29 protein-coding genes are annotated in these 22,006 nt (G+C 61.1%); 25 read left to right on the top strand and 4 right to left on the bottom strand.

The window, feature by feature from the left end:
- Positions 1–37 precede the first annotated feature (37 nt).
- The gene (locus ABIB57_RS18105) at positions 38–1,990 is read left to right on the top strand and encodes a hybrid sensor histidine kinase/response regulator (protein ID WP_354042592.1); all 1,953 of its coding nucleotides are present in this window, start codon (positions 38–40) and stop codon (positions 1,988–1,990) included.
- 118 nt (positions 1,991–2,108) lie between these two features.
- Here the strand turns inward: ABIB57_RS18105 and ABIB57_RS18100 are convergent, their stop codons facing one another.
- The gene (locus tag ABIB57_RS18100) at positions 2,109–3,167 is read right to left on the bottom strand and encodes a sensor histidine kinase (RefSeq protein WP_354042591.1); all 1,059 of its coding nucleotides are present in this window, start codon (positions 3,165–3,167) and stop codon (positions 2,109–2,111) included.
- 8 nt (positions 3,168–3,175) lie between these two features.
- Positions 3,176–4,612, bottom strand: coding sequence for a DUF7125 family protein (locus ABIB57_RS18095; protein ID WP_354042590.1), 1,437 nt, complete (start codon positions 4,610–4,612; stop codon positions 3,176–3,178).
- Between the two features lie 480 nt (positions 4,613–5,092).
- Between ABIB57_RS18095 and ABIB57_RS18090 the strand changes: the two genes are divergently transcribed.
- Together ABIB57_RS18090 and ABIB57_RS18085 are read left to right on the top strand one after the other, a co-directional pair.
- Positions 5,093–5,440: a response regulator gene (locus tag ABIB57_RS18090; RefSeq protein WP_354042589.1), complete on the top strand. Its 348-nt coding sequence runs from the start codon at positions 5,093–5,095 to the stop codon at positions 5,438–5,440.
- A gap of 117 nt (positions 5,441–5,557) precedes the next feature.
- Positions 5,558–6,439, top strand: a complete 882-nt coding sequence (locus tag ABIB57_RS18085) for a DUF72 domain-containing protein (RefSeq protein ID WP_354042588.1) — start codon at positions 5,558–5,560, stop codon at positions 6,437–6,439.
- A gap of 283 nt (positions 6,440–6,722) precedes the next feature.
- Here the strand turns inward: ABIB57_RS18085 and ABIB57_RS18080 are convergent, their stop codons facing one another.
- Entirely contained in the window at positions 6,723–7,904 is a 1,182-nt protein-coding gene (locus tag ABIB57_RS18080; protein WP_354042587.1) for a tyrosine-type recombinase/integrase, read from the bottom strand.
- Positions 7,901–8,524, bottom strand: coding sequence for an Arc family DNA-binding protein (locus ABIB57_RS18075; RefSeq protein WP_354042586.1), 624 nt, complete (start codon positions 8,522–8,524; stop codon positions 7,901–7,903). Before ABIB57_RS18075 ends, ABIB57_RS18080 begins: the two co-directional genes overlap by 4 nt.
- 109 nt (positions 8,525–8,633) lie before the next feature.
- On the opposite strand from ABIB57_RS18075, the gene ABIB57_RS18070 reads away from it, so the two are divergent.
- From ABIB57_RS18070 to ABIB57_RS17965, 22 genes are all read left to right on the top strand, one after another.
- A complete protein-coding gene (locus ABIB57_RS18070) occupies positions 8,634–8,831 on the top strand; it encodes an Arc family DNA-binding protein (protein ID WP_354042585.1) in 198 nt (65 codons plus the stop codon).
- Positions 8,832–8,887: 56 nt separating this feature from the next.
- Positions 8,888–9,193: a hypothetical protein gene (locus ABIB57_RS18065; protein ID WP_354042584.1), complete on the top strand. Its 306-nt coding sequence runs from the start codon at positions 8,888–8,890 to the stop codon at positions 9,191–9,193.
- Positions 9,190–10,119 carry a KilA-N domain-containing protein gene (locus ABIB57_RS18060; protein WP_354042583.1) on the top strand — a complete coding sequence of 310 codons (930 nt, stop codon included), beginning with the start codon at positions 9,190–9,192 and terminating at the stop codon, positions 10,117–10,119. The genes ABIB57_RS18065 and ABIB57_RS18060 overlap by 4 nt, the downstream gene beginning before the upstream one ends.
- On the top strand, positions 10,116–10,373 hold the full coding sequence (locus ABIB57_RS18055; protein WP_354042582.1) for a hypothetical protein: 258 nt from the start codon (positions 10,116–10,118) through the stop codon (positions 10,371–10,373). Before ABIB57_RS18060 ends, ABIB57_RS18055 begins: the two co-directional genes overlap by 4 nt.
- Positions 10,366–10,629 carry a hypothetical protein gene (locus ABIB57_RS18050; RefSeq protein ID WP_354042581.1) on the top strand — a complete coding sequence of 88 codons (264 nt, stop codon included), beginning with the start codon at positions 10,366–10,368 and terminating at the stop codon, positions 10,627–10,629. Before ABIB57_RS18055 ends, ABIB57_RS18050 begins: the two co-directional genes overlap by 8 nt.
- Complete coding sequence (locus ABIB57_RS18045) at positions 10,619–10,903, top strand: hypothetical protein (protein ID WP_354042580.1); 285 nt, start codon at positions 10,619–10,621, stop codon at positions 10,901–10,903. Before ABIB57_RS18050 ends, ABIB57_RS18045 begins: the two co-directional genes overlap by 11 nt.
- Positions 10,896–11,099: a DNA-binding protein gene (locus ABIB57_RS18040; RefSeq protein ID WP_354042579.1), complete on the top strand. Its 204-nt coding sequence runs from the start codon at positions 10,896–10,898 to the stop codon at positions 11,097–11,099. Before ABIB57_RS18045 ends, ABIB57_RS18040 begins: the two co-directional genes overlap by 8 nt.
- An 88-nt stretch (positions 11,100–11,187) precedes the next feature.
- On the top strand, positions 11,188–11,676 hold the full coding sequence (locus ABIB57_RS18035) for a hypothetical protein (RefSeq protein ID WP_354042578.1): 489 nt from the start codon (positions 11,188–11,190) through the stop codon (positions 11,674–11,676).
- Positions 11,677–11,791: 115 nt separating this feature from the next.
- Entirely contained in the window at positions 11,792–12,340 is a 549-nt protein-coding gene (locus ABIB57_RS18030) for a hypothetical protein (protein WP_354042576.1), read from the top strand.
- Entirely contained in the window at positions 12,337–12,831 is a 495-nt protein-coding gene (locus ABIB57_RS18025) for a hypothetical protein (RefSeq protein ID WP_354042575.1), read from the top strand. The genes ABIB57_RS18030 and ABIB57_RS18025 overlap by 4 nt, the downstream gene beginning before the upstream one ends.
- A 423-nt stretch (positions 12,832–13,254) precedes the next feature.
- Positions 13,255–13,608, top strand: coding sequence for an HNH endonuclease (locus ABIB57_RS18020; protein WP_354042573.1), 354 nt, complete (start codon positions 13,255–13,257; stop codon positions 13,606–13,608).
- Positions 13,592–13,945 (top strand): hypothetical protein, encoded by a 354-nt coding sequence (locus tag ABIB57_RS18015; protein ID WP_354042572.1) that lies wholly within the window; start codon positions 13,592–13,594, stop codon positions 13,943–13,945. Before ABIB57_RS18020 ends, ABIB57_RS18015 begins: the two co-directional genes overlap by 17 nt.
- Positions 13,946–14,264: 319 nt before the next feature.
- Complete coding sequence (locus tag ABIB57_RS18010) at positions 14,265–14,654, top strand: hypothetical protein (RefSeq protein WP_354042571.1); 390 nt, start codon at positions 14,265–14,267, stop codon at positions 14,652–14,654.
- On the top strand, positions 14,633–16,405 hold the full coding sequence (locus ABIB57_RS18005; RefSeq protein WP_354042570.1) for a terminase large subunit: 1,773 nt from the start codon (positions 14,633–14,635) through the stop codon (positions 16,403–16,405). The genes ABIB57_RS18010 and ABIB57_RS18005 overlap by 22 nt, the downstream gene beginning before the upstream one ends.
- Before the next feature lie 18 nt (positions 16,406–16,423).
- Complete coding sequence (locus ABIB57_RS18000; RefSeq protein WP_354042569.1) at positions 16,424–18,403, top strand: phage major capsid protein; 1,980 nt, start codon at positions 16,424–16,426, stop codon at positions 18,401–18,403.
- A gap of 62 nt (positions 18,404–18,465) precedes the next feature.
- Complete coding sequence (locus tag ABIB57_RS17995; protein ID WP_354042568.1) at positions 18,466–18,732, top strand: hypothetical protein; 267 nt, start codon at positions 18,466–18,468, stop codon at positions 18,730–18,732.
- Positions 18,732–20,072 carry a phage portal protein gene (locus ABIB57_RS17990; protein WP_354042567.1) on the top strand — a complete coding sequence of 447 codons (1,341 nt, stop codon included), beginning with the start codon at positions 18,732–18,734 and terminating at the stop codon, positions 20,070–20,072. The genes ABIB57_RS17995 and ABIB57_RS17990 overlap by 1 nt, the downstream gene beginning before the upstream one ends.
- Complete coding sequence (locus tag ABIB57_RS17985) at positions 20,072–20,635, top strand: hypothetical protein (RefSeq protein WP_354042566.1); 564 nt, start codon at positions 20,072–20,074, stop codon at positions 20,633–20,635. Before ABIB57_RS17990 ends, ABIB57_RS17985 begins: the two co-directional genes overlap by 1 nt.
- Entirely contained in the window at positions 20,635–20,979 is a 345-nt protein-coding gene (locus ABIB57_RS17980; protein WP_354042565.1) for a hypothetical protein, read from the top strand. Before ABIB57_RS17985 ends, ABIB57_RS17980 begins: the two co-directional genes overlap by 1 nt.
- A gap of 9 nt (positions 20,980–20,988) precedes the next feature.
- Positions 20,989–21,177 (top strand): hypothetical protein, encoded by a 189-nt coding sequence (locus ABIB57_RS17975; protein ID WP_354042564.1) that lies wholly within the window; start codon positions 20,989–20,991, stop codon positions 21,175–21,177.
- Positions 21,170–21,538: a head-tail adaptor protein gene (locus tag ABIB57_RS17970; RefSeq protein ID WP_354042563.1), complete on the top strand. Its 369-nt coding sequence runs from the start codon at positions 21,170–21,172 to the stop codon at positions 21,536–21,538. The genes ABIB57_RS17975 and ABIB57_RS17970 overlap by 8 nt, the downstream gene beginning before the upstream one ends.
- Positions 21,538–22,005: an HK97-gp10 family putative phage morphogenesis protein gene (locus ABIB57_RS17965; RefSeq protein ID WP_354042562.1), complete on the top strand. Its 468-nt coding sequence runs from the start codon at positions 21,538–21,540 to the stop codon at positions 22,003–22,005. The genes ABIB57_RS17970 and ABIB57_RS17965 overlap by 1 nt, the downstream gene beginning before the upstream one ends.
- Position 22,006 lies beyond the last annotated feature (1 nt).

Here is a 22,006-nt window from a genome sequence, read left to right as displayed (position 1 = left end):
GAAGGGCGTCGCCTTCACTTCGCGCTAGGGGTAATTTATGCAACGATCCGATCCTTTTGAGGCGTCTGCAACTGCGGACGGCCGGTATCGGCTGCTTGTCGAGTCGATCAGCGACTATGCCATCTACATGCTTGAACCCGACGGCACGGTCATTAATTGGAACGCCGGTGCTCAACGCTTCAAGGGCTATACCGCCGACGAAATCATCGGTCAGAACTTCGCTCGCTTCTATACCGAAGAGGATCGTCTTGCCGGCATGCCGCAGCGCAACTTAGCGCGTGCTGCCCAAGAGGGTCGTTTTGAAGAAGAGGGGTGGCGGGTGCGAAAGGACGGCCGCCGCTTTTGGGCAAACGTCGTTATCGACCGCATCCTGGACAGTAATGGGAGATTGGTCGGGTTCGCGAAAATCACACGCGACCTGACCGAACGCAAGGCACAGCATGACGCTCTGCGCGTCAGCGAGGAACAATTCCGGCGGCTGGTCAAAGGCGTTACCGACTACGCGCTCTATATGCTTGATCCCGAAGGCAAGGTCGCCAGTTGGAACGCTGGCGCCCAGCGCATCAAAGGCTACGAGGAAGCCGAAATCATCGGCCAGCACTTTTCTCGGTTCTACACCGACGAGGAGCGTCTCAACGGGGAGCCAGGCAAAAATCTCGATATTGCCCGAGAAAAAGGCAGCGTCGAACGCGAAGGTTGGCGCCTGCGCAAGGACGGCAGCCGATTTTGGGCGCATGTCGTGATCGACGCTATTCGCGACGAGCAGGGCGAGCTGGTTGGTTTTGCCAAGGTCACCCGCGACAACACCGAGCGTCGCGAGGCCCAGGCCCAGCTCGAAAGCGCGCGGGAGGCACTATTCCAGGCCCAAAAGATGGAGGCCATCGGGCAACTGACCGGCGGGGTCGCGCACGACTTCAATAACCTTCTGATGGCAGTGCTCGGCAGCCTGGAAATCGTCAGCAAGCGGCTTTCGTACGATCCCAAGATTTCTCCGTTTGTCGAGAACGCCATCCAGGGCGCTCAACGTGGTGCGGCCCTCACGCAACGCATGCTTGCCTTCGCACGTCGTCAGGAATTGACCATGGGGGCCGTTGACGTCCTAGAAGCAGTCCGCGACATGGGCGATATTCTGGAGCGATCGCTTGGCCCCTCCGTCTTTGTGACCACACGGCTTCCCCTCTCGGTTCCCAGGGTGCGCACTGACAAGGCACAGCTCGAGTCCGCTCTACTCAATCTTGCAGTTAATGCGCGTGACGCAATGCCGGCGGGCGGATCGATCGTGATAAGCGCGACAGCCAAGACTGTCAGCGAGGGCGGTGACGCGAGGATCAAGCCGGGAAGCTATGTGGTCCTTTCGGTCGCCGATCAGGGCGAAGGCATGGACGAGGCCACGCTGGCAAAGGCGACGGAGCCGTTCTTCACGACCAAGGGTGTTGGCAAGGGCACCGGCCTGGGCTTGTCGATGGTCCATGGGCTCGCCGAGCAATCGGGCGGCAAGTTTATCCTCTCTAGCAAGAAGGGCCGTGGCACCACCGCGGAGCTGTGGTTGCCGTTCGCCGCCGATGAGGCGGCTGCAACAACGGCACGCACCTCGCCCGTGCCCGTAGAAGAAGAATTCGCCGCCAAGCGCATTCTCGTTGTCGATGACGACGCTCTGGTATTGCTCAACACCGTAACTATGGCGGAAGATCTGGGGCACCAGGTGTTTGATGCGACGTCCGGGAAGGAAGCTTTGGCGATCCTGGAGAGCCAGAAGATTGATATCCTGGTCACCGACTACGCCATGCCGAAGATGAATGGGGGAGAGCTTGCCTCAACCGTCGCGGCGAGATGGGGCCATATTAAGATCATCGTCGCGACGGGCTATGCCGAAATGCCCACCGAACACAAAGGGCGGTTTGAGCTGCTCGGAAAACCGTTCGGTTCGCAGGACCTTAAAACCGCGCTTGAGAGAGCTGTTCTAGCTGATGACGACGCGACGCCTTTATAGAGCCGAGTATTGCCGCGTCGCAGGGGTCATCAGGAGCAGGTGATCGATGTTGCGCGCCGGCCCGGACCTGGCAGGTGGTCCGTTGCCGCCACCAGGCCGTCAAGGTTGGGAAACCCATTCACAAAATTGGACGCTCCGGCCGGTCATCGGGCGAAATTCTCTGGAGCGGACCGCTGACAGTGCAGCGAAAGCCTTCTGCCGCATAGCTCATGACAGGAGGCTCGCCGAACAAGGTCGCCAGGGCCGAGCGGATGTATCGTGTTCCGTAACCGACCCTGGTCGGAGCCGACACCGGAGGACCGCCGCTTTCCTGCCACTCCATCGTAAACACCGGCTCAGTATCGCTGGTTACTTCCCAGGTTAGCAGGACCTTCCCGGCAACTTGAGACATAGCTCCATATTTGATGGCGTTGGTAGCCAATTCGTGCAGACACAGAGCCAAGGTCGTTCCGGCCTCGCCAGTGATTGTAATATCGGGGCCATGAACACCGAGCCGGCCCTCGCCCTCTGTCCGGTACGGCAACACGGTAAGGTCGATGACCGTCGCCAACGATACGGCGTCACCTCCGGCTTGGAAGACGGCCGAATGAACATTGGCTAAGGCATTCAAGCGCCCCTCAAAATCCTCCGCAAGCTCATCGACCGAATGGGCTCCGCGGCGCGTCATTTGGAAAATTGATGAGACGCTGGCGAGAATGTTTTTGACCCGGTGGTTAAGTTCGAGGCGGAACTCGACCTCCTTATCGATATGATCACGCACCTCTTTTTGACGACGCCGGATAGCGAGCGCCGACTGGATTCCGCTGATGAGTTCAAGGCCTGCTACCGGTCGCTGGTAGTAAATCTGACGCGCGCCGGGCCAAATCTTTTCGAGCTGAGAGCGAATGCGAGCGTGCGGAACTGATCGATCCAACAAGACCACGATCGGCAACTCAGACCAATGCGCTTGCGCGACCAGATGCACGGAAACAGCCTCGATCACATCTGGCGTGAGGGCCTCGTGGGTAACCACCACTACGCCGGGCGAATCCGTGATGCAGGCTACAAAGGCTTCCGCGTCCAAGGCTTGCTGGACGGGCAGGCCGTGTTCAACCAGCAGCGCCTCCAAGTATGCGCCGTCGCGTCGATATGGAGCCAGGATGAGCACCCAATCGAGGTCACTCTCTTCAACTTGCATACGCGCGGTCACGTCTCTGGCAAGGGGTTATAAGAGACGACGGAAATTCCCCCGCTTTGAATCAGCAGTTCTCGAACATCGAGATCGTGCGGCCCGTGGCGCTTCTTAACGACGGCGATATTCCGCCTGAGGCGGCCTTCATGTTCGGCAATCCGGAGCAGCAGAACCGTGTCGCCAAGGAAGCTCACATCCACATCGATGCCGACATTCTGGCCAAGTAAGCCATGCTGAGCGACGATCAGCATGGTCAACACCCCCGACCGTGCCAGGTACTTCAGCAGCGATTGAATGTCGCGCACGGCTTTTTCGCGGTGTGGCAGGGAATTGAGATAGCCTGTGAAGCTGTCGATGACGACGACACGGATTTTCTCCCTCACGACGACCTGCTGCACGATCTGCGCAAACTCGCCAGGAGAAATTTCGTTGGGATTGAAATCACTGATAATCAGCTGACCGTCTTTGTGAAACTGGCGCAAGTCCATGCCAAGACCCTCAGAGCGGCGGAAGAAGGTCTCAAGCCGCTCCTCGAACAAAAACAGCGCTACGCTCTCGCCCCGCTTGAGGGCAGCTGTGGCATAGAGCGACGCCATGGTGGACTTCCCGGTTCCCGATTGGCCGATCACCAGCGTGACCGTTCCGGCTTCCTGGCCACCGCCGAACATCTCGTCCAGCTCGGCAACCCCAGACTTGATCAGGTGGGGTTTTGCGTCTTCCGTCGCTGCGCCCGGTATGATCCGGGGGAAAACAACCACGCCCTGCCCTTCCCGGATGGCCATGTCGTGATACCCATCGGCTATCGGCACGCCGCGCATCTTGCTGACTTCGACACGCCGCCGGACCGCGCCATATTCCTCAAGTGACTTATCAAACCGGATAACGCCGTGGGCGATGCCCTCCACTTCCTCTCCGCTCCGCTCGGCTCCCGAGGTTTGCGTGTCCAGCAACAGCGCTACGACATTGCGTTGCGCGAGGAACGCTTTAAAGCCCAGAAGCTCACGCCGAAATCGTGGGCTGTCGCCAGTAATCAGTCGAATTTCAAGCAGCGAGTCATAGACCAACCGACGTGGCTTGTGCTCCTCGATGGCGTTCTCGATGGCTTTGCGCGTCTCATCAAGGCGCAACTCGGCAGTCTGGAATATGGTTTGATCCGCGGCGCCATTTATCGCATCCGAGGCCGACAGCTCCTCAACCCTGATCCCGTCAAGGCTCCAGCCGTGGGACACTGCAATTGCTTCGAGTTCCGCCGCAGTTTGGGAAAGACTGACATAGATGCAGCTTTCCCCCAGCTCGACGCCCGCCCGAAGGAATTGGAGCGCCGCGGTGGTTTTGCCGGAACCGGGGGCACCTTGCAGAATGTAAAGATTGGACGCCGGCAATCCGCCGCGGAGAACTTCATCGAGGCCGGCGACACCGGTGCTGGCTACGGTTTGCTTGCGTTTAGCCATAGGAGTCTGGTTCCTTCCGCGACGTGTGGATCACGTGTAACCGATATCAATTTGAGGTGCTACCTGTCGCGCCATCACGCTCCTGAGGGCGCGATTCTGTGGCCATATCGCGATGGCGCGATCATCGCCCGCGAGGCACGCTCGGGGGCATCTTACCGAAGCGGTTAAAAAACGGATGCCCCCAGGTAGCGCCCTTAACTGCAGCCGTCTTCGCCAATTGAATATGCGGACGAACGCATCGATCTACCAAGTCGATGTGAGAAATGCGCTTGCGCTTTGACTTGAGAAGAGGCGCCGGCCCGGAACCGCAAGCGTCCAGCGCTGCCGCTGCAACGGCAGCATCCGTCCACAGAAACGGTTGCCATCGCTTTGTGATGAGATGGCATGGATCGGGAGCAATCGTCAGGCGTTAGCCGTCGTCAGTCGGCGTCGCTGACCGTAATATAATAGCCGGGGGCGCTTATGTTTGCGAGGATTGTGGTGCTCGTTGTCGAAGACGAACCGTTGGTTCGGTTGGCTATTGCTGACCACCTGGCCGATGATGGGTTCGAGGTTTTCGAAGCGGGTAATGCCGACGAGGCAATCGAGATTTTGCAGGCCAATCCAGCGATCCAGATCATGTTCACCGACATCGACATGCCCGGCAGCATGGACGGGTTGAGATTGTCGGCCGCGGTTCGTGATAGATGGCCGCCTGTGAGGATTATCGTCACCTCGGGCCACAGAGTCGTCGAGATCACGGACCTGCCGGATGGCAGTATGTTCTTTTCCAAGCCCTATCGGCTTATTGAGATTTCGGACTCGATACGGACGCTCGTGGCAAACTGATCAGGAGTCCATCCTGCTGACAGGGGTGAGGCCACCCACAGTCGATTTTCCGACCTCTGATCCGCATAATTAGGCAGCCCTATGCTGAACTATTGGCAGCCTGATTTGTTGACGTGAATGATCGAAACAGCATCCCCGACAATTGTGGAGCGCCGGGCTAAAAAGGCGGAAAGGCGCATCAAGCAGCGCCAGATCACGCTTCTGCGGGCCGGCAAAATGCACGAAGCCCGCCTGCTCGCGCAAAAGGCCGGAAATGGAGCCCAAGCCTCAAAACCGCCAGCGCTGAACATCGGATGCTCCGGCTGGTTTTACTGGCATTTAAAAGGCAGCTTTTACCCGACCCAAATGCCCACCAAGGAGTGGTTTGCTCATTATGCGAGCCATTTCAGTACTGTGGAGCTAAATGCGCCGTTTTACTCGTGGCCCACATTGGGGACGGTAGAATCCTGGCGCAAACAGGCCGAAGGCCGGGAAATGGTCTACACGGTGAAGGCATCGGAGTTGGTAACCCATATCAAGAAGTTTGAAGGCACCAAGACGCTGATAAGGGATTTTGGCTACATAGCCGACCTGCTGGGGCCGCTGATGGGCTGCTTCTTGTTCCAGCTACCGCCAAGCTATCACTATTCGCCGGCGCGTTTGCGGGACATTTTGGAACAACTCGATCCTCAGCGGCGCAACGTGATCGAGTTTCGCCACGCCAGCTGGTGGAATGACGAGGTCTACGCCGCATTTAGAAAAGCCGGGGCCATCTTTTGCTCTTGCAGCGGGCCACGTTTGCCGGACGCCGTGGTGAAGACCGCCGATGATATCTATATTCGCTTTCATGGCGTCGACCGGTGGTACCGCCATGATTACAGCCATGACGAATTGGTAGACTGGGCACGCCGCATCCACCAAGTCCAAGCGAAGCATGTGTGGATTTACTTCAATAACGATTTCAACGGCTACGCGGTAAAAAACGCAACAATGTTCCGGGAAATCTTGACGGCAACATAAAGGTCGTGACGTCGCTTAGCGAGCCTGTCGAACCTCTATCGCCCCGATTATGTCGCGCGATGACCCCGGCCCGCGTTGACCCTACCGGCCAAACACCGATTGCCACTAGCCTCGCGCGCGAGACAATTGACAAGCCTTGGGAGAAACAAAAAACCCCCGGTTTCCCGGGGGTTTTGAATGGTAGCGAAGCCCAGATTTGAACTGGGGACACACGGATTATGATTCCCCAGTTAAGGCCCGGGTTTGCTGGGGTCTCAGCGCTTTTGTTGCATCCATGTCGCGTTCAGCTCAGCAGCGAGCGCTCAGCGGCGTCTACCGCGGCGGTGGTATCATCGACCGGAAATAGGTGCCCGTAGACGTCCAATGTGGTCGAGATAGACGAGTGCCCTACCCTGTCCTGAACCTCTTGCGGCGATAGCCCCATGCCACCCCGCGACACCGGGTTGATGCACCAGGACGCGAACCAATGCCGCAGCGAGTGCAAGCCCGAATACCTGGCCACCACCGCAGGCTTCCCCCTTTTCATCCCCTCCACCGTGACGCCGGCCGCGATCATCGCCGGCACCAATCCGCGATTGATGATGTTCGCATGCGCCTCTGGCTTCCCCGTCCCGTTCGGGAAGGCCAGGCCCAGCTCGCTCTTGGGGCATGCCAGCTTCCATTCCTTCAGCGTGTTCGCCAGCATAGCCGGAATAGGCACGGTGCGGTCACCGGCTGCCGATTTCGGAGATCCGATGTCGTTGAACCGATCGGCGCGCTGGCGGACGTGCAATTCTCGTCGCTCGAGGTCGATATCTGCCCAAGCCAATCCGCGCAGTTCCGACGAGCGCAGGCCGCAGAACAGCGCCGTCATCAGGAGTGGGCGCCATCGCCCCTGTAGAGCGCCCAGGAAGGCCTTGGCCTCGTCTCTGGTGGGTATGTCCACCCCGACCTTGAGCTTGCCCTTGTGGCGCTGCTCCAGCCTGCGCTCTTTGCCCTTGCGACGCCCGCGCATTTCTCGCACCGGATTGTGCATGGCCTGGCCGCGCTCCTGCGCGTCGCCGATCAGCGCTCCAACGCTCCCCACCACCCGCCTGATCATTGCCTGCGACAGTCCCTTTGCGCGCAGCTTGTCCTCAAAGTCGCGGATCGACGGCACCGACATACGGGACACCAGCGCTTTGCCGATCAGCGGCACGATATGGAGCTTTAGGTGGGTCTCGTAGGGCTCAATGCTGGTACGCTCCAGTCCGTTGGCCTTGCAGGTCGCAATCCAGTTCTTGCCGGCCTCTTCGATGGTGATCGAAGCGCTGTCCGCCACGTGCACCCCGTCCGACACCTCGACCGATGACCTGGCCGCGAAGGCATCGGCATCCTTCTTTTTGTCGAACGTCTTGAGCCGTCGCTTGCCGGCAACATCGACATAGTCGACCACCCAAGGGAATGTGCCATCCTTGCGGGGCGTGGGGCGCTTGCGGACGCTCATTCGTCCGCCAGCCTGACATTGCGCGACGACTTCGGCCTAGGGGCGTCGGAGGGCTCCGATGGGGCTGCAAACGGGTTCTGAGGTATACCGCCTTGGGTGGTGATAACTGGATCGTCGTTCGCCACTTGGCTGGTCTGCTCGCGCTTGGACTTCGGCTTAGGCTTAGGCTTCACGGTTGAAGCATCCTCCGGGTCATGTCCCGCCTTGATCTGTTCCAGCTTTTGCTGCGCATTTTCTAGCGAGGCAAGAACGGCGCCCATGTCCTGTTTCGATCCGAAGATTTTCTCGAAAGTGGATATGATTTGGCTGGCCAGTCCGACGCGTTCGTTGGAATCTTGGACAATCGGGTGACCCTGTTCGGCCTGGGCCTTCAGCAGCGCGATCTGATCTTCAAGCAGGGTGACCTGCTTTCGGAGCTCTCGCTCGGTTTTGACCTGCTCCAGGAGCCGCTCTTCCGCATGCTTATAGTTTTCGATGAGGTTGGCGAGCGCGAGCGATTGCTCCAGTCGCTCCACAATTTCCGCCGTAGCGCTACGGCGGCTTGCCGACGCCGCCTCCTGAATCTGTTTCAGGAGCGTTTCGGGAATTCTTAAACGGAAATGTGGGTCTTCTCTTGCCATGCCACACGAGTGACACACAATCCGCTTGACCACAATGCCACACCTATGCCACACAGTTAACGACGCCACACGGTGTGGCATAAACTTTTACCGGGATAGGAGATTTATATTGCGCGATAGCAATACTACTGCCGAGACTGAATATCGAGGCCAGGTCCGCATGCCGACACCGCTTGCTGACCGAGTGAAGGCTGCAGCGATTACCGAGCGCCGATCCATGAACAGCCAGATCATCGTCCTGCTCGAGCGAGCTCTGCCTGAAAACGAAAAAGCCGAGGCGGCTGTATCAGCAGCTACCCCGGCCTGAATGACCGCCGCTTATCAGAGTGGCAAATCTCAACACATCATTGATCGGAAAATCAGATGACGACTGAAGGTAACACTTCGGGCGCTGTGGGTCCACACGCCAAAAATTCTAGAGAAGAACTGCGCAAGCAGGTCGTGCTCACCATAGTGGAAGCATGCCGCGCTGGGATTCAGCAAGGCAAGAGCTACACCGATGTCCTGATCGACGACTACCGCGACGTCCCCGCCGAGGTGATCTTCGAAGTCGAAGACATCATGGGGCGTGAACAGGATGAGGCCTGGTGGGCTTCTGTCGAGCGCACCATCGATGCCGAGATCATCAACGGCGCCATCCGCGCCAAGGGTGGGGAGCAGGGCGAATGACCAGCCAAGCACTCACCTACCAGGGCCAGACGATCCGCGAGAAGGCGGAAATGCTGTCGCTGACGGACATGTGGAAGGCGGCCGGCGGCGATCCGCAGCAGACGCCAGCCAAGTGGCGTGACCTCCCGTCCTCGAAAACTTTCATCGAGCACGTTGAGATCACTATCGGAAAATCCGACACTGCTTTGATCAAGGCGCAGGTGGGGGGCAAGGCCCCCGGCACTTGGGCTCACTGGCAGATAGGCCTCGCCTACGCCAAGTATCTCTCCCCAGAGTTCCACATGTGGTGCAACGACGTCGTCCGCGCTCATATGGAAGGGCGCGACGCTGCGGTGTCGCCGGGCTCAGCTTTGCTGCACATTGAAACTGCGCTGGCGCGCCTGCACGAAGTGACTGAGAGCAAGGTCGGTGGCCTCCACGGGCATCTTAAGACCCAGGTCACGACTCCTCTGAGCGACCTCGATGCTTATCTGCAGGAAAAGCTGTGGAACCAGTTTCTGCGCGAGAAACGCATCATCCACACCGTCGATCACCTCGCGGCTCGCCAAGATGAACTGATCCGCGTCAGCACGGACATCATCAGGGCCCTCCAGGCCGCCAATGCCAACGATGTGTTTGTGCCCTCCCACTGGGCGGATATGAAGCGGGTTCACCGGATCGCGAACATTCCATCCAATGTGGCGGAACAGCGGGCTCTCAATGCGCTTGTCGGCCGCTCCCTGGACGACTTCTGTTGCGAAACCGATCGCTGGGGCGACAGCTCGCGTGACCCATTCGGCCGACGCTGCCGCATCTGGCGCAAGACGGCCGTCGCTGCCTGGCTCAAGGATCGCGGCCGCGCTCTGATCGACCAGCACTTGGCCAAGCACTCCAGCCAAACGGTGATCCAATTCCCGGGCACGGCCGGCGAAGGGGGTGCGAAGTGAACGCCCAGCGCGGGGATGCCCGCACGGTCGAGCCCGCTTCTACCGAAAACCGTCTCATCAACGTCCATGATCAACTTACCAGTGCCGCCACACGCTGCACGGCTCTGTTCATGATGGCTCACTGCGACCTGATACCAGAGGACCAGCGGGACGCCCTGCAGTTCATTGCCGACGACGTTCGCAACTGCATTCACTTGGCGCAAGACGCCATCGAGGATGCACGCGCCGCCGCCAAGGGAGGCGCGAATGGTTGACCAGATCGCCGCCTTCAAAGGCCTCGAAACGGCAGTCCACGAGCTCCACTATCTGGCGGTTCTCTCCGTGCGGATGGAGGTGGCAAACACCACCGGGGAGCGTAACCCCGACGGCACCTACTCGTGCCACTACCAGTCCTATGAGGACGCCAACATCCATTCGTTTCTCTGCCACGAGGTTGAGAGGCGGGCTGAAGGATTGCGCCGCGACTTCCTCGCCTGCTTCGAACTAAAGGAGACGTCTGATGGCCATTGATCTTACCCCCGCCGAGCGGTTGGACGTTTGCGCGAACCTCGTCGGCCTGTTGCTTGACCGAACGGAAGACGTCGACCGCGCGGCGGGGCTGGTCCGAACCACCGTCACCGCCTTGTTGTCCAGCAGCTATGACCATGACCACGCCAATGATCGGTACGGCGCCGTGGCGACACTCGAGGCCGCCATCGCCAAACTGGATGAACTGTCCAGCGCTATCGACGACGCCAACAATGCGGACGCGAGACGCCTTTGCAAGGGAGGCGCCAATGTCTGAGCCCGAAACTCTCGACCTCATCTGGGGCGCCGAAGATATCGGCGCCCTCATCGGGAAGTCCCGACAGCAGACCTTCTACCTACTGGAGAAGGGTCTAATCCCCGCCCGCAATATCAAGACCCCTGGCAAATCCAGGGGCCAGTGGGTGGCCTCCCGGCGCAAGCTGATGGCCTTCTTCGAGGGAGAAGCAGCATGAAAAAACGCCTCATCACCTTGGGCTGGGCCATCCTCACCGGCCTCGTCATCGACTTCGCCGCGGTAATCATCTTGTTCGGAGTGGGGCCGTGAACGCCGTCGCCACCCGCAAACCCCTCGGGCCTATCAGTCCATTCTACGCTCAGCCGCTGACCCTGTTTCGGCAGCAGGTCGAGCTGCTGGCCACGTCCGTCCGCACTCTGAAGAACGAGCAACTGGCCTCCGAACTTGAACAGCTCTGGGCCATACCATCCGAGCAAGCCGGCGACCTTGCCGTTCGCTTGCTGGTCAGGATATTCGAGGTCGAGACTGCGCGCCGAGGTGACCCAGCCCTGCGGCTCGACGATCAACTCGACGCGGCGCTCTCTCGCCTGGAGCGATCCACCAATGAAGACGACCGCCAACTGGTCTGGATGATCGGGACGGACCTATTCGCCGTCGGCGGGTTCGAGGCCATGCGGGCGGCCGAGCGGCGCATGCTGGCGGCAGTGAAGCCCGACCGGCAGAGTCTGCGCCAGCGCATCCTTGAAAAGCGCTGGGCGGGCATCGGAGCGCAGGGGGTGTCCCGTGCGCGATGAAGCTCCCGGGTTCGGCTCAGGCCGCCCCCGTTACAGCGTTGAGGAAGTAATGGGCCTCGAGCTACGCCGATACCTCACACGCGTGTGCCGGGCCAGGCTCCGCGAGAAGCTGGCAATGGGCAGCCTCGATGGTTGGGCCAGAGCGGCCTGCTATGTCGCGGCGCGCGTCGATACCGCCGTCAACCTGGTGTCGGTGACACGGCACTGCACTAGGATCGGCATCAACATCCCCGATGCCATCTTGGAGCCGGTTGTGCGCGAAGTCGCCGCCGCCAGGGCGGCCGGCGTCCTATCGTTCAGCTCGGCCGTGATCGGAGAAATGATCCAGCTCACAGCCGCTGAGCGTCAGGAGCACGGCATCCGGAGACTGGTCGACGCATGTGATCAATCCCCAGATGATCGACGCCGGGAGGCGGCGCGTCGTCGATCCGCAAAGCTTCGGGTGGAGCGCGGGGTCAAGCCCCGCTCCCAATCATTCGAGGCCACAAAGCCGTGGCTTGCCGAAGGCAAGTCCCGATCGGCGTGGTTCAGGGATCGCAAGCTGGGACAGATACGTCACGGCCACCCTTCTAAGATCATAAGGAAGAAGGGTGATCGTGACGAAACAGTCCCACAGCCCGGTGATCGTGACGAAACAGTCCAAGAAACTGAGGATGCCGAATGAGGCCCAAATTCAAATCTAAGGCCGATCTCGCCGTCGGCGAAGTGGACAACCCGCACTTCACGGCCGACCACGCCGAGAGCACCACAAACCCGAAGCGGATCAAGGTCGTGAAGAACCTGCGCGAGAGCGCCGTCGAGACGCTGTTCGCCCGTGGCAAGCTCGACGAGGCGCAGAAGAGAGCCGCCGATCGCTTCAGGGCCACCTGGGAGGCATGTGGCGGCACCGTAGGCGCCATGGACTATGCCCGCCAACACGTAGACGGAGGCGGCGCTCGGGACCCGATCAGCGAACGGCAACTGGATGCAGGCAAAGTCCTGCGCGCCTGCCGCGATATTCTTGGACAGCGAAATTATGACTTGGTCATCAAGGTCGCCGGCCAAGGTCTATCATTTTCCGATATTACGAACGTAGAGCGGGTGCGAAATACGACGGCCGATAATCTTCGGGATGCACTTGATGATCTGGCAAAGATGTGGGGCATGGTGAAGTAAAGAGGCGAAAAGCCCGGAAACGCGCCGACTCTCCCCCCCTCATTGCCACCCACTTAGCGAGTAAGCTATCTCTTCGACATCATCCAGAACTGCGCAAGACGGACCTCAAACGGTCTGCAATGTGCAGTTCGACACCCGCCAAGCGGGTGGGGTATCAAAGCCCATCATCCAGAACCACGTCAGCTAGAGACCCTGAGCGAAAGCCCAGGAGACCCAGAAGCCCTCGGACCCCGCCACAGTCCGAGGGCCGCATCATTTACGGCAGTTGGTCGGCGACGAACAGCAGCGCGGCGCCCATCAGGCGAAGCGTAAGTTTTAGCATTCGATGATCTCCTTTCTGGGCAAGGGGTTTGACCACATGTTTAACACTTCGGACTCCCTGGCTCGGCCCCATATTTGCCAGCCGATGGTTGTGGCTCGAAATTGAAGACGCTCGGCAACCGCATCGGCGTAGCCAAGCCGCGCCTCTCAACCACGCGCGCCATTCGCGACAAGCGCTACAGCCCCGATGCCACGGTCCGCGGCTGGTATCACTCATCGCGGTGGCAGCGCTTGCGTGAGGATGTGCTGGTGCGCGATCTCTACCAGTGCCAGCACACCGGCATCATGCTGACCGGCAAGGCGCCGGCGTCGAACAGCCCGGTCGTCCACCACAAGGTGCCGCACAAGGGCGAAGAGCGCCTGTTCTGGGACATCAATAACCTCGAGGCCGTGTCCAAGGAGTGGCACGACAGCGAGGCGCAATCCATGGAGAAGTCAGATGGCGGATATCGATAGCCTCATCGTCAAGCTGAACGAAAACATGGCGGAAGCCGAAAAGCTGAAGCTCGAAGATGGCGACGTGCTCGTCATCACCTCAAGCCACGCTCTGTCGCAACACCACGCGGTGGCCATCAGGGATGCAGCCAGGGCTACCATCACTCGCCTTGGCGTGCGTGCCGAAGTGATGGTGCTCGATGCGGGCCTTCACGCCGCACTGCTCAAGACATCGCAGTTGCCTAAGGCAGAGGAACCACTGACCGACGTGCAACGGAGCGTGCGCGATGGAACGTTCAGCGTGAGAAGCGCCGACATCTCCGACCGGTCTATCGGCTTCAAGGCGCAGGGCAGCTGACCTTGCGCGTCCCAAATGCCAAGCAGTGTCCGAGGCTAGAAGACATCCTCAATCGTGGACGGCCCGAGCCGACCTGGCGCGATCGTTGGGCAGACTGGTGGTCATACACCGATCTCGTCGAGATCGCTGCTGGGATTGCTCTGCTGGCCTGTGCGCTATGCCTCCTGACGCTGGCCGTGGCCATGTGGATGGCAATGGCCCAGGGCAGCTTCCCGAGATGACCGGGGGGGGGTGGTCGAAAGGTCCGAAAGGGCCGCTTTCCCGGACCCGCGGCGATCTCATGCAGAGATTTTTTTCGTGATTGGATGAAATACAAGCCATGGCTACCGGAAAAAGCGGTCGGGGGCGGCCTGAATACGTCCCCACCGACGATGCCCGCGACAAGGTGCAAGTCCTGAGAGCGCAAGGGATGACGAAGGAAGCCATTGCTGAGGCGATGGATATCCACGTCGAAACCTTGGTGAAGCATTTTTCCGTGGAGATGGAATGCGCCGTGGCGAAGAAAACGGCCGAGGTGATGATGGCTCGGTACCGCTCCGCCATTGGCGGCAGCGTTCCGGCGCAGAACAAGTTCCTCGAGCTGGCCGGGGCTATTCCGCCGAAGCCGAAGAAGGAGGGCAGGGTTCCCGCCCGCGGCAAGAAGGAACAGGCCGACATTGACGCGCAGGAAGCGCCGGAGGGCTCCGATTGGGGGACGGTGCTGCAGTAGCAGACTGGGACTTCGCCTGCCCGGATTGGGCAGAGCGTCTGGCTGCGGGGAAGTCGATTATCCCGACGCTGCCGCTGTTCACCGAAAAGGCCGAGAAGGCGGTTCGCATCTTCAACAAGTTGCGGATTCCCGATATCGCTGACCAGCCGTCATTCGCGGTGGCCGGTGCTGACTGGTTCCGCGACATCGTGCGGGTGATCTTCGGGTCCCTCGATGACGAAGGCGTTCGGCATGTCCCCGAGGTCTTCTGCCTGGTGGGCAAGAAAAATTCGAAGACCACGAATGGCGGCGGCCTAATGATCACCGCGCTGCTTGAAAACAAGGTGCCCCGCGGCGAGTTCCTATTTATCGGTCCGACGCAGGAGATCGCTGACCTGGCGTTCCAGCAGGCCGCCGGCATGATCGACGCCGATCCCGATGGGTATTTGCAGAAGCGGTTCCACGTCATCGAGCACCGGAAGACGATCCGGGATCGGGTGACCAAGGCCTTCGTGAAGGTGAAGACCTTCTCGATGAAGGTCATGACCGGCTCAAAGCCGATCGGGGTGCTGATCGACGAGCTCCACATCATGGGCTCGATCCACTATGCGGCCCGCGTGCTGGGCCAGATTCGCGGCGCGCTGGAGTCGAAGAAGAACAGCTTCCTGCTGATCATCACGACCCAGAGCGACGAGCCACCCGCTGGCGTGTTCAAGGCCGAACTGACCTATGCCCGTGCTGTGCGCGACGGCAAGGTCAAGAACGCTCGCATGCTGCCGATCCTCTATGAGTTTTCGGAAGCGCTGCAGAGGTCGAAAGACAAGGCCTGGGCTGATCCTGCGAATTGGCCCCAGGTCATGCCGAACCTTGGCAAGTCCCTGCACCTCGACACCATGATTGCTGGCTATGCCGCGGCCGTGGAGAAGAGCAAGGAAGAGGAGCGGCGCTGGGCATCGCAGCACCTCAATGTCCAGATCGGCATGGCGCTGTCGGATGAGGGGTGGGTCGGGGCCCCATACTGGGAAGACGCTCTAGACCCGGACCTCGGTGCGCTCGACCATTGGGCCGCGCTCGATGCGCTGCTCGACCGATGCGAGATCGTGGTGCCCGGCCTCGACGGCGGCGGCTTGGACGATCTTGTCGGGCTGACACTGCTCGGCCGTGAGGCCAAAGAGACCGAGGTCCATTACACGACCCTGGAAGGCGAGAAGCGTGTTGTTCGCACCAAGAGGTGGCTGTCCTGGTCGCATGCCTGGTGCCAGCGATCCGTGCTGACGCTGCGCAAGGCTATCGCGCCGAAACTGCTCGATTTCGAACTGGCCGGCGAATTGACGATCCTCAAGGAGCCGGGCGGAGACGTCGCCGCGCTGGTGGATATCGTCGAGCGGATCAAGCTCAGGAACCTATTGGGGCCCGTTGCGGCCGACCCGGCGAACATCGGTGAGATCGTCGACGCACTGTCGGCCATCGACGTCACCGAGGAATTGGGCCTGCTGATCGGCGTCGCCCAGGGCGGTTGGCTGATGAGCTCCATCAAGACCACCGAACGGAAGCTCGCTGGTGGGACGCTGCTGCATTGCGGTGGGCCATTAATGGCCTGGTGCGTGCCGAACCTGAAGATCGAGAACACGGCCACCGGCATCCGAGCCACGAAGCTCCATGCCGGCGAGGCAAAGATTGACCCTGCTATGGCGCTGTTCAACGCGGTGTCGGTGATGAGCCGCAATCCTGTCGCCCATAGCGCCAAGCAATACCAGATGATCTTCGTCTGACCCTGAGGGGATACCCCAATGAACCGAGCTTACTCAGTCCTGACCGTGAAAGCGGTCGACGAAAACACGCGCACGATTCGCGGCATCGCTACCACGCCCGGCGTCGATCGGGTCGGCGATATCATCGAGCCGCTGGGTGTCTCGTTCAAAAACCCGCTGCCGCTGCTGTGGCAGCACCAGCACGACAAGCCGATCGGCACGGTGAAGTTCGATAAGCCCACCAAAGACGGGATCGGCTTCATCGCCGAACTCCCCACGATCGAGGAAGCGGGCGTTTTGCGCGACCGCATCGAAGAGGCCTGGCAGTCGATCACGGCCGGCCTGGTGCGCGCCGTGTCAATCGGCTTCCGCGCCGTCGAATACGCCTTCATGGACGAAGGCGGCATCAGGTTCATCAAGACCGAGGTCTACGAGCTGAGCGCGGTGACGATCCCCGCGAACGCCCAGGCCCTCATCACCGACACGTCCAAGGCGATGTCGGTCATCAAGAGTTTCGACACGAACGCTCCCGCCGCGACCGGCGATATCGAGCGTCCGACGAAGACCGCCCCCGGCGCCTCGGGGAAATCCAATTCCGTAAACCTGAGGCCCAAGGAGGCCACTGAAATGAAGACCACTGCCGAGCAGATCACTGCTCTTGAAACTACGCGCCTGACCAAAGCCACCCGCATGGCGGAAATCATGCAGAAGGGCGGCGAAGGCGGTCGCACCACCGACGCGGCTGAGCAGGAAGAGTTCGACACGCTCTCCGGCGAAGTCGAGGCCATCGACGCCGACCTGAAACGCTTCCGCTCTCTGGAGCGCGCCCAGGCTGCCTCCGCCCGCCCCGTCAATGCCGCCCATGTCCAGACGGACGCCGCCGCCGCTGCAGTGCGTTCGGGGCTTCCCGCCGTACCGATCAAGGACGCCGTCGCGAAGGGTACCGCATTTACCCGCTTCGCCATGGCCCTCATGGCCGGCAAGGGCAACCTGATGCAGTCGGCGGAGATCGCCAAGCGCTGGGACGACCAGACGCCTGAAGTCTCGGCTGTCCTGAAGGCAGCGGTCGCCGCCGGCACCACGACGGACGCTGCTTGGGCAAAGCCCCTGGTGGAATATACCAACATGGCCTCCGAGTTCGCCGAACTGCTGCGCCCGGCGACCATCATCGGGCGCATTCCCGGCCTTCGCCGCGTGCCGTTCAACATCAAGGTGCCGCGCCAGACCGGCGGTTCCTCGGCGTCGTGGGTGGGTGAAGGCGCTCCTAAGCCGGTATCGGCGCTGGCCTTCGACCAGATCAGCTTGGGCGTTACCAAGCTGGCCGGCATCGTCGTGATGACTGACGAACTGGTGCGCTTCTCCGACCCGTCGGCCGAAGCCATCGTGCGCCAGGATCTGATCGACACCATTGTCCAGACCATGGACAAGGATTTCGTCGATCCCCTGAATGCCGGTACCCCTGGCGTGAAGCCTGCCTCGATCACCAACGGCGTGACGCCTGTCATTGCCAGCGGCACCGACGCCGACGCCGTGCGGGCTGACGTCCGGGCCCTGATGGGTAAGTTCGTCGCCGCCAATCTGTCGCTTGCCGGTGCAGTCTGGATCATGACCGAGATGCAGGCCCTGGCACTCGCCCTGATGCTCAATCCGCTCGGCCAGCGCGAATTCCCTGACATCCAGATCAATGGCGACGCTGGTGGTCGCTTCTTCGGTCTGCCGGTTGTGCTGTCCGAAGGCGTTCCGGCAAACGTCGCAGTCGGCGACGAAGGTGCACGCATCATCCTGGCTAAGGCCTCGGAGATCATGCTCGCTGACGACGGCGAGACCCTGCTCGATGCCAGCAACCAGGCTTCCCTGCAAATGGACAGCGCCCCGACCAATCCCCCGGTCGCGGCCACTGTCATGGTCTCGCTGTGGCAGATGAACCTTGTCGGCATCCGTGCCGAGCGCTTCATCAACTGGACCAAGCGCCGCCCCGGCGCCGTGCAGTACATCGACCAGTCCAACTACGGCGGCTGATCTACCCCGAAATCCTCCGGTCGCGCAGCAGTGCGGCCGGCATTCCCATGAGGATTCCCGCAATGAAGCATCAAGGCTATCTCAACCGAGCGTTGAAGTCGTCGGATCGGCGATATGCACGCATCTTCGACAAGCTTGGGTATGACGTCGCGGCTCTGCAGACCGAAGCGGGCAAAAATCTCGTCCCCATTCCCGACGGTTGGCGCGAACTCGCTTGGGCCGATCTTCGCGCGCTGGCCAAGGGCTGCAGCGGCGAGCCTATCAAGTCCAAGGCCGATGCTGTTGCCGCGATCGAGCTCGAAGCCGAACGCCGGAAGGCAAATAGCTAATGCGCGCCTTTGGGCTGGAAATTACCCGCCAGAAGGCCGTTGCCAACTTGGCGCGCCCGGATGATCGAGGCGGCTGGTGGCGCGCGGTGATGGAAAGCTTCACTGGCGCATGGCAGCGCAACATCGAGATCAAGCATGAAGACGTGATGAGCTACCATGCGGTTTATGCCTGCATGACGCTCATCGCTTCGGACATCGCCAAGCTACGTATCAAGCTGGTGGAAAAGGGCGCAACCGGCATCTGGAAAGAGACCGAGAACCCCGCCTTCTCTCCTGTGCTGCGCAAGCCGAACCGGCACCAGACCCGTATCCAGTTTCTCGAATCGTGGGTGCTGTCGAAATTGGGGCGCGGCAACGCTTACATCCTGAAGGGCCGCGACGACCGCGGCATCGTCACGACCCTGCACGTGCTCGACCCGAACCTCACCTTTCCGCTAGTGGCGGACAACGGGGACGTGTTCTACCAGCTCAACGCGGACAACGTGGCCGGCATTGAGAGCCAGGTGATCGTCCCGGCGCGCGAGATCATCCACGACCGCTTCAATTGCATCTACCATCCCCTGGTGGGCACGTCGCCGTTGATGGCCTGTGGTCTAACGGCGACGCAGGGCCTCTCCATCCAGAGCACGCTGACCCGGACGTACCAGAACGGCGGCATTACGCCTGGCATTCTGAGCGCCCCTAGCGCCATCGAGGATGCCACGGCCCAGCGGCTGAAAGAGCACTGGGAAACCAACTACACGGGCGACAACGCCAAAAAAGTCGCTGTGCTGGGCGATGGGCTCAAGTTCGAGCGCATGGCGATGACGTCGGTCGAGGCCCAGCTGATCGAGCAACTCAAATGGACCGTTGAGGTGATCTGCAGCGTGTTCCACGTGCCGGCCTACAAGGTCGGCATCGGCGCAATCCCGAGCAGCAATAACGTCGAGGCGCTCGGCGTCGAGTATTATTCCCAGGCGCTCCAGCGGCTGATCGAGGACATCGAGCTTTGCCTCGATGAAGGACTCGGCATCGGCGCGAAATACGGGACCGAACTGGACCTCGACAACCTGCTGCGCATGGACAGCACCGCCCTGATGAAGGTGGTGAAGGAAGGCGCTGGCGTGATGAAGATCGACGAGCAGCGCCATCGCCTCGGCCTGGAGCCGACCGTGGGCGGCAATACGGTCTACCTGCAACAGCAGAATTATTCGCTGGAAGCCTTGGCCAAGCGCGATGCCGGCGACGATCCGTTCGGGAAAGCCTCCGCAACGCCCGAACCGAGCCCGCCAGCGGCAGAAGAGCCAAAGATCGACCCAAGTACTGCGGAACGGCTCTTCGCCGTCAGTGAGGCCGCCTGATGAGCTTTCAAGATGCATTCGACCGTGGGTTTGCCGCGGTCAAGCAGTACGTCGATAAAGCGGTCGCCGACGCAGTTCGCCGGGTTGACGCGATCGAGCAGCGAGGCGTGCCCGTGTCGGTAACGTCGGCGATTATCGACCGCGATGGCGCGCTGGTACTGACCCACTCCGACGGTTCAACCAAGAGTCTGGGTGTGGTCGTCGGTAAGGATGGTGTTGATGCCACGGGCAAGGACGGCCTGGGCTTCGATGATCTGACCGTAGAGCACGATGGCGAGCGCACGATGACGCTGCGCTTCGCCAAGGGCGACACCGTGAAGGAATTCCCGATCACGATGCCGGTGGTGATCGACCGCGGCGTCTGGGTGGAGGCCAAGGCTGAGGGCTATGCCAAGGGTGACGGCGTCACCTGGGCCGGCTCGTTCTGGATCAGCCAGAAGGATGACAACGCCGACAAGCCGGATGGCGGCGACGGCTGGCGTCTTTCGGTGAAGCGCGGCCGCGACGGCAAGCCAGGCAAGGACGGCGAACTGAAGGCGGTTCATCCCGTCAAGGTGGGCTGATGGCCTGGGTTACGGTTGCCCAGGTGAATGGCGCGCTGCGGCTCGATCTGGTCGGTGATGCGCCATTCGCCGACGACGAGCGCACGGCAGACATCACGCTCAAGATCGCCCAGGCCGAGAACATCGTCCTCGATTTCGTACAGCCCAAGCCAGATCCGGCATGGACCGCTGACACCGTACCCGGACGCGTCACGGCCGCCGTCATCATGCTCGTGGGGTATCTGCTCGACGACGAGAGCGAAGCCGCCCAGGCGGCCCTCTCCGGACTTGCTGGAGGCACCCTGAACGCCAAGAACCCCGTGGCGGCGCTGCTCTGGCGTCTCCGCACTCCAACCCTCGCATAGGAGGCCGCCATGGCCATCAAGGTTCGTTTCTCCAAGGACTACGACTTCAAGCCGTCCAGTCAGTCTACCGTCGGCTACAAGGCCGGCTGGGAGGGCCCGGTGACCCAGGCCTGCGCTGATGCTGCTGTTGCGGCAAAGGCGGCCGAGGTGGTCTCCAAGGACGTCGAGCCAGCGAAGGCCGTCAAGGCCAATGGCTGATAGCTTCCGTCGCCGTGGCGCGCTGCGCGAGCGGTTGCACTTCCAGGCCCGTGGCGACGGCAACGACGGCATGGGCGGCGTGATCCCCGGCGCTGGTGCCTTCGCCACTGTTCACACCGTTGCGGCCGGCATGCGCCCCCGCACCGGCGGCGAGGCGGTCACGGCGGCCCGTCTCGGCGGTCGCCAGCCGTACATCGTGACGATACGCTGGGCGAAACACATGCTCGACATCACGACCGCGTGGCAGGTCGTCGATGCGCGCAACGCGAACCGCGTGCTTAACATCGTATCGCCGCCCGCCGATCCAGATGGCGCCAACCACTGGCTGGAGTTCCTCGCCGAAGAGGGGCGCCCGAGCTGATGGCCACCAAGGTGCTTGGGCTCGATCGCCTAAGGAAGAAGCTGAGGCGCTTGCCCGAACTGGCCCGGCAAGAAATCAGCTTGGCGATGGAGAAGAGCGCCGCCGAGATTGTCGATCTCGCAAAATCTCTTGTGGCCGTCGATCACGGCGACCTTCGTGAGAGCATCGGCTGGACTTGGGGTGATGCGCCGAAGGGCTCCATCACCCTCGGACAGGTCAAAGGCCCCGCGACTGGCAACCTGCGCATCACGATCTATGCCGGCGACGATAAGGCCTTCTACGCCCGGTGGGTGGAGTTCGGCACCTCGGCACATGTCAACGGCGGTCTCTATGCCGGATCTGACAATCCCGGCACCCCGGCCCGCCCTTTCTTCTTCCCAAGCTGGCGCGCTGGTCGGAAGCGAGCGAAGGCGCGGGTCACGCGAGCAATCACCAAATCGGCCAAGCGCGCCGCAGCCGGAGGCTGAC

The sequence above is a fragment of the Devosia sp. UYZn731 genome (assembly GCF_040546795.1).
Lineage (GTDB): Bacteria > Pseudomonadota > Alphaproteobacteria > Rhizobiales > Devosiaceae > Devosia.
The sequence above is the reverse complement of the archived record's forward strand: the minus strand, read 5'-3'. Positions and strand labels throughout refer to the sequence as shown.